The 8,932-nt window shown below is 48.7% G+C and carries 8 protein-coding genes and 1 pseudogene; 5 read left to right on the top strand and 4 right to left on the bottom strand.

Features of this window, described 5'->3' with window-relative positions; all coding sequences use genetic code 11:
• Positions 1-20 precede the first annotated feature (20 nt).
• Positions 21-584, bottom strand: coding sequence for an orotate phosphoribosyltransferase (gene pyrE / locus JW883_05400; protein ID MBN1841703.1), 564 nt, complete (start codon positions 582-584; stop codon positions 21-23).
• A 208-nt stretch (positions 585-792) separates the two neighbouring features.
• Here pyrE and JW883_05405 point away from each other — a divergent pair, with 208 nt between their 5' ends.
• Together JW883_05405 and JW883_05410 are read left to right on the top strand one after the other, a co-directional pair.
• Complete coding sequence (locus JW883_05405; protein MBN1841704.1) at positions 793-1,986, top strand: ArsA family ATPase; 1,194 nt, start codon at positions 793-795, stop codon at positions 1,984-1,986.
• Positions 1,976-2,224 (top strand): hypothetical protein, encoded by a 249-nt coding sequence (locus JW883_05410; GenBank protein MBN1841705.1) that lies wholly within the window; start codon positions 1,976-1,978, stop codon positions 2,222-2,224. Before JW883_05405 ends, JW883_05410 begins: the two co-directional genes overlap by 11 nt.
• Before the next feature lie 34 nt (positions 2,225-2,258).
• On the opposite strand, the gene JW883_05415 is transcribed toward JW883_05410, so the two are convergent.
• From JW883_05415 to JW883_05425, 3 genes are all read right to left on the bottom strand, one after another.
• Positions 2,259-3,764, bottom strand: a complete 1,506-nt coding sequence (locus JW883_05415) for a SagB/ThcOx family dehydrogenase (protein ID MBN1841706.1) — start codon at positions 3,762-3,764, stop codon at positions 2,259-2,261.
• A gap of 21 nt (positions 3,765-3,785) precedes the next feature.
• Positions 3,786-4,193: an acyl-CoA thioesterase gene (locus tag JW883_05420; GenBank protein MBN1841707.1), complete on the bottom strand. Its 408-nt coding sequence runs from the start codon at positions 4,191-4,193 to the stop codon at positions 3,786-3,788.
• Between the two features lie 72 nt (positions 4,194-4,265).
• A complete protein-coding gene (locus JW883_05425; GenBank protein ID MBN1841708.1) occupies positions 4,266-5,177 on the bottom strand; it encodes a sugar kinase in 912 nt (303 codons plus the stop codon).
• Positions 5,178-5,412: 235 nt separating this feature from the next.
• Here JW883_05425 and JW883_05430 point away from each other — a divergent pair.
• The 3 genes and pseudogenes from JW883_05430 to JW883_05440 all read left to right on the top strand — a co-directional run bounded on the left by JW883_05430 (position 5,413) and on the right by JW883_05440 (position 8,675).
• Positions 5,413-5,526 (top strand): annotated as a pseudogene (locus JW883_05430) (cell filamentation protein Fic).
• A gap of 264 nt (positions 5,527-5,790) precedes the next feature.
• A complete protein-coding gene (locus tag JW883_05435) occupies positions 5,791-6,192 on the top strand; it encodes a CBS domain-containing protein (protein MBN1841709.1) in 402 nt (133 codons plus the stop codon).
• A gap of 1,289 nt (positions 6,193-7,481) precedes the next feature.
• Positions 7,482-8,675, top strand: coding sequence for a GHKL domain-containing protein (locus tag JW883_05440; GenBank protein MBN1841710.1), 1,194 nt, complete (start codon positions 7,482-7,484; stop codon positions 8,673-8,675).
• Positions 8,676-8,932: the final 257 nt, after the last annotated feature.

Consider the following 8,932-nt stretch of genomic DNA (forward strand, 5'->3'; position numbering starts at 1 on the left):
GCCCCTTCACGAATGGTGAGCTATCGGTTTTTGCCGTGGGACACGGCCATGAGGTCTTCAATCGTGACGATAGATTCCACAGAGGCCACATGGGCCTTCACCGCTTCAACGCCCCCCTCCTGGCGATCCACCAGTATTACGACCTTAACAACGTCAAGACCCTCTGCACGAGCCCTTTCCACGGCCTTGATGGTCGAGCCTCCGGTAGTAACAACGTCCTCCACAATAACCACCTTTTCACCCGGCCCCATGTCCCCCTCTATCCACTTGACGATACCGTGGTCCTTTTGAGTCTTTCTTATGGAAAAAGCCTTCAGCGGTTTTCCCTTAAGGTAAGAGGCAAAGGCCGTAGCCATGGCCACAGGATCTGCCCCAAAGGTAAGCCCACCAACCCCTTGGACATCCAGCTCCTTAAAGGAATCAAAGACCAGGTGGCCGACGAGGAACATTCCTTTCGGATCCAGCGTCGTGGGCTTGCAGTTCACATAAAAATGGCTCTGGCGACCGGAGACCAGCTTGTATATGGGCTCCTTGCTGTACATGAAAGACTTTCGGCAAAGCATCTCTACGAGCTCTTCCTTCATAGCTCCCTTCGTGCCCCCAGCGGAGCAGCAGCGTAGACCTGAAGTCGCCTTGGGGATATCGTATGAAATTTTTTTTATACTAACACGGCAGAAGGACCCTGGCAAGAGCTTGAATGGGATATATACCGTACCACATGTTTGTGTTATGATATGTCCGTGCCGGACATTACACGCACTTGTTGCAAGTTTTAGGGTTAATGTGTGATCTATGAGAATCGTGCTTTTTGCTGGAAAAGGGGGAGTTGGTAAAACGAGCATTGCGGCTGCAACCGGAGTGGCCTGTGCCAAGAAAGGCCTCAAAACCCTCATCATGTCCCTTGATACGGCCCATAGCCTGGTCGATTCCTTTGACCTTGACAGAACCCTTATGGACAAGAACAAGGGAAGGCCCATCCGTGTGGCCAAGCATCTTTCCGTTCAGGAGGTGGATGTCCAGGAAGAGATTGCCAAGAACTGGGGGGAAGTCCACAAGTACATCAGCAGCCTTTTGAACCTCTCTGGCATTGATGAGGTTTTGGCAGAAGAGCTTGCAATCCTGCCTGGCATGGAGGAGGTGAGCTCCCTTTTGCATATCAACCGGTACGTGGCCCAGAAGCGCTACGACGTGATCTTGCTCGACTGTGCCCCCACAGGTGAGTCCATACGATTTATCAGCATCCCCACAAGCCTGGAATGGTACATGAAGAAAATCTTTGATGTTGAGCGCAAGATCGTCAAGGTAGCCCGGCCCCTTACAAAGAGACTATATTCAGTCCCCCTTCCGGAAGACGAGTATTTTTCTACCATCCAGCGACTCTTTGACCGGCTGGAGGGAATCGACAGGCTCCTGTCTGATCCCAACATCACCACCGTGCGTCTGATCACTAACCCGGAAAAAATCATCTTGAAAGAAACGCAGCGAGCTTACATGTATTTCAGTCTGTACAAGATGAGTGTAGATGCGGTAGTCATTAACCGCATACTCCCCGATGCTGTTGATGACGCTTATTTTGCCGGGTGGAAAGAGACCCAAGACCTATACATCAAGAAAACAGAGCAACTCTTCAGTCCCATTCCGATTTTTAAGGTTCCCATGCTGAGCGATCAAGTGGTGGGCATTGCGGATCTGTCTAAATTGGCCCGCCAGATTTACGACAAACTAAGTCCGGAGCAGGTCCTCTATGCAGACATCCCCTATAATTTCAGAAAGGTGGGAAATGACTACTTTTTGGACATCAAGATACCATTTCTTACGAAAAAAGAAGTTGAATTGAGCAAACGCAATGAGGAATTGATCGTCCGCATCGGTGGGTTTAAACGCCATGTATTGCTTCCACGCAGCATTGCTGCAAGGGCCCCTACTGGTGCAAAAGTAGAACAGGACAACGTGGTTATCAAATTTGGAGGGAATCATGGCGACTAAAAACAAAGAAAACAAAAAAGCCGAAACAGAGGGAGGTTTTGTTTGCCCTTTGTGCCTTGCTGTTGGATGCCTCAGGGACATGGTGGACAGGGAGTCCCCATTTTTCAACCATATGAACAATGCTCGCATTGAGTTCCTTGAAGGCGTCAAGGCCCTGATAGATGCCAGGATCGAAGCTGTAAAGAAAGGGGCCGGGAGCAAGAAATCCAAGCTGACAAAGATCAAGGTGGAAGATTAAGGCCTCTTGAAGTCCGGGTCTGCCGGAACAGACATTACCGCTTCACCGGCCCTGCGGCCAGAAGATACAATAACCTGGTCTGATCATTCACGTCCAGCATTTGAGCCGCTTCATCATCAAAAAAGGCTCCGATGCCGCAGCATCCGAATCCCATAGAAGTGGCTCCCAGGTAGATTCTCTGGCCAAGACGACCTGCAGTCAGCATGGCGTACCGATAGCCCCTCGGGCCCCAGGTTTGCTCCAGAAGCTCCAAATTGCTCAAGAAGCAAAAATGCAAAGCGCAATTGGCCAGCCATGCCTGGTCCAGGCAAATGCGGGCCATTTTGCCGATCATGCGGCCCTGGGACACCAGTGCCATGGACGCATGCTCCGGATCCAGCATGTAAAAACCGGGATCGAGATCTTGCACATTTCCAGACAAAAACCCCACTGATATAGCATCCCTTGAAGTCAATCCGGCATCTTCTTCCACATGGCAACCTGCACAAAGCAGTTCCAACAGCCCAAACAGCCCATCGGAGGAAAGCCCGGTCGAAATGAAGTTCCGCTTTGAGCGCCTCTTAAAGACTGCCTCAGCGTAGCTCACTTTCTCAGGCCATTTATCGATCTTGAATTGCTGCTCTTGTTGTTCCATCTTCAGCCCGAGATTGTGAAGCATTTTCGGAACCCCTTGGCTAGATTGAGCCACACTCGACGATGCCGCATGGATTTCCCTGATGAGCCTGTAGTCAATCTCCCGAGACGAGACACGACTTGCATCAGCAAGACTCCCGGCCCCGGTCTTCAGACTTTTCGCATCACCTTTGTCGGAAGCATCCGTGCCATATAGACATATCACGGCCAAACAAACCTCTCGACTCGAATCAACTCCGAGAAGGCTGTTAGTCTTTTCATCGTCAAAATCATAATACAAGTGAAACGGCAGGTCCGCGGCTGTAAGGGCAAGGCATAGGCTTTCTGCCAGATGACCCGTGTCGAGAAGACTGTAACGGTAGGCGCGATCCCGATATTTCCACGAACTCCTAAAGAAAATGGATGTGAGAAAAAAACTCACCACAGGAAAGTGATTTTCTCTGGTCTGAAGGGCATGGGACAGGGCACGCATGATGTTTCCTGACCTCAAGAGAGTAAGGGCGTGAAGACCGATGCTGTGATGGTACAGCCCGTCGTCAAGTCCGGATACGTTTTGCGTCCCCACATAAAGCTCAAAAGGATAAAGCGCCCCTGCCGAGGCTACACTGCGATAGTAGAAGTCCGTGCCTGAGGAGCGGGCCTTGGCCGTGACAGAATGGGCCAGGAGTAATATCTGCGAGAGCTTATCAAGGGTCACTTCCGTGGGGGCGTCGGATCTCGAGCCTTCTTTGATCAAAAAGGAGAGGTTTCCCTCCGGCGGGTCTATCACCTGGGATAGCGGCACGGTCTTGAGACCGGGATAGGTCTTAAAAACACCGGGCTGATTGGCCCAGTCGAGTCCGTGACCCTTCATCTCGTGGCGATCATAGCCCGTCTGGCGATGGTATTCCAATGCAGATATGCCCATCTTTTGTCTCCACTTTCAAGACTAGAATCCAAGTGCATCGCGAAAGAACTGCGGAACACGTATGAGTTTGCCCTGCAGATCGGTAAACACCCAGGTCACATCAGCCCTGGCAACTAAACTCTGATCTGACTGCTTCAGGATTTCCTGAGAAAAAATACCTTTCATTTTGTTATGATCTTTCAGATACGTACGAACAACCAGGCGATCTCCCTCGCGTGCCGGGGCCTTATAGTCGATTTCGATACGCCGGACAACGATTATGGCCCCCATCTGCTTCAGCTTGGCCAGGGAAAATCCCTTCTTTTCCAGGACTGCCATTCGTCCATATTCCAGATAGTTCAGGTATACGGCATTGTTTACGTGCCCGTAGGAATCACATTCATAGGTTCTTACCGTCAGATTTGCCTCGACCATGTCCTTTTCTTTCAAGATAGACCCTCAACCTCCTCTTGTATTTTGCGGCCCTTGCCTCGCAAAAGGGCAAGGTCGTTTTGGCTTGTCCTAAGAGAACTTTTCCTCCACTTCCTTGAGGGAAGGAATGCCTGCCCGCCCTCCAAGCTTAAGGCTCACCATGGCGGCCGCCCAAGCTCCAAGATCAAGGCTTTTTTTAAAATCCCACCCTTTAACCAGGCCGTAGCAAAGGCCTGCATGAAACGCATCTCCGCAGCCTGTGGTATCTACGGCCTCCACAGGATATGCAGGACGCTCGATGACCTGACCTTCAGCCAGGGCCACATAACCCCTGGCACCCAATGTGACGCCAGTGACCCGTGGGCCTAATTCTGCAAGTTTGTAACAGGCATCGACAGGTTTGTCATTACCAACAAGGGATTTTGCGAAGTTTTCAGATACCACAAAATAGTCGCTAAAGGGAACAATGTCCAGAATGCCTTGTCGGAGGGTACCCGCATCCACCACGACCGGCACACCTGCGTCTTTGGCCGCCTTGCAGGCGGCAATGGATGCCTCGACAAAAAGCCCGTCTGTAAGGACGACTCTTGCCTGGCGGATGATGTCGAAGTCCAGCTCTTCAGGCCTTGGGGGAGGACCGGTCGGCCTTCGCCAGAAGATGGTTCGTCTTCCCACCCCGGCTTCTGCCACAATAAAGGCAAACTGGGACTCAAAGCCGTTCCTCACAAGGATGCCGCCAGTATCTATGCCTTCTTCGTCCAGGAACGCCTTTGCCATGTTGCCAAACAGATCGTCTCCCAGAACCCCTGCAAAGGCACAAGAAACGCCCCACCTGGCAAGGGCGACCAGGGCCGTGGACGCAGGCCCTCCGCCCTGGATGACCAGATTCGAAAACTCACACTTTGCGTCAGGCGGCGGATAGGCCTCTATCTTTCCCAAATAGTCCAAGGGGCACTGTCCAAGACCATATGCTTCAAGGGACCGTTTTGTCATATCCTTCACACCGCTGTATCTCCCCAAAGTGTTCAAGGGCAAAGATGTCTACGCCGGACCGTATTATTCAACCAACTCAATTGCTGTGTCAAGCGCCGCCCAAAATATTCCATTGCCCTCATCCTTTCCAAGGGGCTCGCTCGCCTCCCCAACATCTATAACTTGGATTCATTGCACTCAGGTTTTTCAAACCCTGCAGTTCCTCGATTCCTTGACATTTCAAGCGGAAGACGGCCGGGTCAAAATCGATGTGCGGCTGGAGGATGAGACGGTCTGGCTGACCCAACAGCTCATGGCCGACCTCTTTCAAAGCTCAAAACAAAATATCAATCACCACATTCAATGCATTTACCAGGAGAGCTGGGACCTGACTGATGAGCATTACAAACAAGCCCGCTCACACGCCTTTTCTTTTTTTTAGAATTTTTTGCATTTCGTTGATAAGTTTCTTTGTTTCTGCTATCTTAACATTTACTTTCATGGTCCCCTTCCCTTCCGTTAATGAGTTTTTGGTCAATCCCCATTATAGGGGAAGGACGTAATTCTTACACTTTTCTTGTTTTACACAACTAACCCTAACATATTAACCACAATTCTAAGTATCATAAAAGGAGGTATTGAGATGAAAGACTTGAAAGCATCTGATGTAATGGTAAGGCCGGTGGTATCAGCAAAGATTCATGCTTCGGCGAGGGATATTACGTTGCAGCTTCTTAACGGGCTATATAGCGGAATGCCTGTAACAGATGAAGAAGGCAAGCCTATAGGCATGGTTACGGAATTTGATCTATTAGAGGCTGCTAGGAGCGGTAAAGAGCTAGTCAAGACCACTGCGGAGGACGTAATGACTAAAGATGTTTTTACCGTTGACGAAGCCACACCTGTCCTCGATATTGTAAAAATTATGAAAGAGAAAAATATCATTCGTCTTCCTGTTACGCAGGATGGCAAGTTAGTAGGCATAATAGCCAGATGTGATATTCTAAAAACGCTGATAGAACCCGAGTTTGTTACCTATATGTAAAGCCGTGGATCTGGTTTGTATAAATCCAATACAACCAGGTCCTCAATTATCATGAACGCCTAAGAAGGTTGTCCCGATCCGAATCGTCCTTGAAAATTCGGCATCGCTCGATACCCCTTCAAATAATGTGATCAAGCGCCGGGGCCATCTATTCCCGACTTTTTCGGCATCCCCCTCGCATATAACATGCAAAGCCGATCCAAAACTGGAAATGTGCAGGGCGTCCCTCTTTTTTTCCCAAAATAAGGGTATCGGGCAGGTCTTTTTCGCTTTGGACTACGTGGTCCTGTTTAGGCTTTTCAACCGACAGTGGGTGTGATACCTAACTGAAAGCATCAATTTTTCTGAGTCACAGATCTTGGCAAGCATCGACACTCTTGCCTGTCTGAGCAGCCCCACCACATCTTGCGCACTGCCAGCCTCCCCTCAATGCTCGTCTAGACATCCGCCCTTTCCGGTGTGCTCTTCTTTGGCTCAATGCCTTGTTTTGCGTAAGATGATGCTTAATGTGTGGCAGAGGATAAAGTTTTCTTGGTTGTATTAATGCTTTAGGAGGTCCCATTGACCAATATGGGAATATTTCATAATGCGCAACTTAATGTTAACCGTTCAACACCGGCTAAACCCGCTTCACCTTTATTGCCGTTTCGTGGAAAAGGGGTTGAGCAACAAGTGCTCCATGTCAATGTGTAAATGGTACCAGATCCTCATTTACAGTTGGCTTACAAAGCTATCCGTGGCCACGATATGGATTTGCAAGCGTTTTAACTGAACAATCTAAGCGATAGAAGAGGACATTGAAGTCTTCCTGAAAAAGTACGACAAAAAGGCCAAGAAATGACCGTAGAACAAAGCCGTATAAAAGAAATAGAAGAGATCATTAACCAGTTCAAATGCCCAAAGGATTTCCAATGTTACAAGTCCAACTTTGAGGCTCTTTGCGATGCGGAAGATATCGGAATAGAATCATATCTGAAATTCCTGGAAGAAAATCCCCGATCTTGCCAATTTTCAGTTCCCTTCGGGGAAGGACACTTTTGTAAATGCTCTTATCGTGTGTATCTTTGCAAGAAATTAGGGAAGTCAACCCTGGCGTTTCATTGTATGCCCTAAATGTGCGAACACCATGAACTGAATCCTGACCCCGTTTCTCATAGAGAGAGGTGGGGCTTTTGGTGTGCTTTTGAGGTTGTATTTTTGTGGTGATTGAGTCCAAGATCAAAAGTTGTTCATTCCTTTGTGAGTGCATTCTTGCTCTATGAACCAATAATCCTCTCAAGGGGAATCAAATGGTGAAAACAACGAAGCCGCTTAAAGTTGCCATAGTGGGTGGTGGCCCTGGGTGCAAAGCTATTATGGATATGATATTTGCGAAAAAGCTCGGCCAGCTTCGGATGAGACTCGTCGGGGTAGCCTGCACCAATCCCAGGGCTGTGGGTTACCGCTACGCCCAAGATAAAGGGATTTATACAACGAGGGATTACTGTGATCTGTTCAAGCTCAAAGACCTCAACATTATTATCGAGCTGACGGGTCGACAGGAAGTAGCTAATGAGATCTCCCGAACCAAGCCAGATCGAATCACACTAATGGACCATGTCGCTGCCCGTCTGTTCTGGGATATCTTCCAAATTGAAGAGAAAAGTATTGCCGAGCGTAACCGGGCGCAGGAAATGCTGCAAAGTGCTCGCGACGGCTTGGAAATTCGGGTTAAACAGCGAACTGCCGAGCTTTCAAGATCCAACGCACTTCTGAAACAGGAGATTGCCGAGCGCAAGCAGTCAGAGAAAGAATACCGAAACATAAACGTAGAGCTTAACAACTTTGTCCGTGTTGTGTCCCATGACCTAAAAAACCCTATTATTGCTATCCAGGGGTTTTCTTCTCGTCTACTCAAGCATTATGAAGAAAAACTGGGGGAGAGGGGCCAAAGATACGTTGAGCAGATCAAAGTCAGTGCCCGCCGAATGGAGGTGTTGGTCTCTGACCTCTTGGAGTTATCAAGAATTGGTCGGGTCGTTTCTGCTTTCAAGGATGTTCCCTCGCTTGAGATAGTAAGAAACGTAACCTCAGCCCTCAGAGACAGGCTGAAGGAGAACGGGATCGAGCTTGTTGTGGCGGACAACCTTCCCACCATCTGTTGTGACGGGGAAAGGATGTATCAGGTTTTTGAGAACCTGCTTGTAAACGCTATAAAATTTACTCGGGTTACTAAGGCCCCTAAGATCGAAATTGGGTATGAAGATAGGGGAAATTCCCATGAGTTTTATGTGCGGGATAACGGCGTTGGGATTGATCCGAAACATCACCGAAAAGTATTTGAGATGTTCCAGAGGCTAAAGCAAATAGAAGATCAGGAAGGAACAGGTTTAGGACTTGCAATTGTTGACAGGATTGTGAAAAACCACGATGGAAAAGTCTGGGTGGAGTCTGAAAAGGGGAAGGGGGCAACCTTTTATTTTACTCTCCCTAAGCTAGCCTGACCCGACTCCGTATTAACGAGAGCCCGCCTTCAAATGGCCATATTTTATGACGGTATCAGACCTCAACTATTTAAAAATCTGCTATCCCTCCAACAAATTGAGTTTGCGATATTTTTGTGATAGACAAAAGAAACCTTGCTTGGGACTGGCTGGTTTCTAAGGGGCGATGGTGGCAAGCTATACGTAACAAAGGCTGGTTTTTCTAGCGGATTCAATTCGTTAGGTTGTGTTAGCAATATCAAAGAACAGGCATCTTG

The sequence above is a fragment of the Deltaproteobacteria bacterium genome, assembly GCA_016930875.1.
Classification (GTDB): domain Bacteria; phylum Desulfobacterota; class Desulfobacteria; order Desulfobacterales.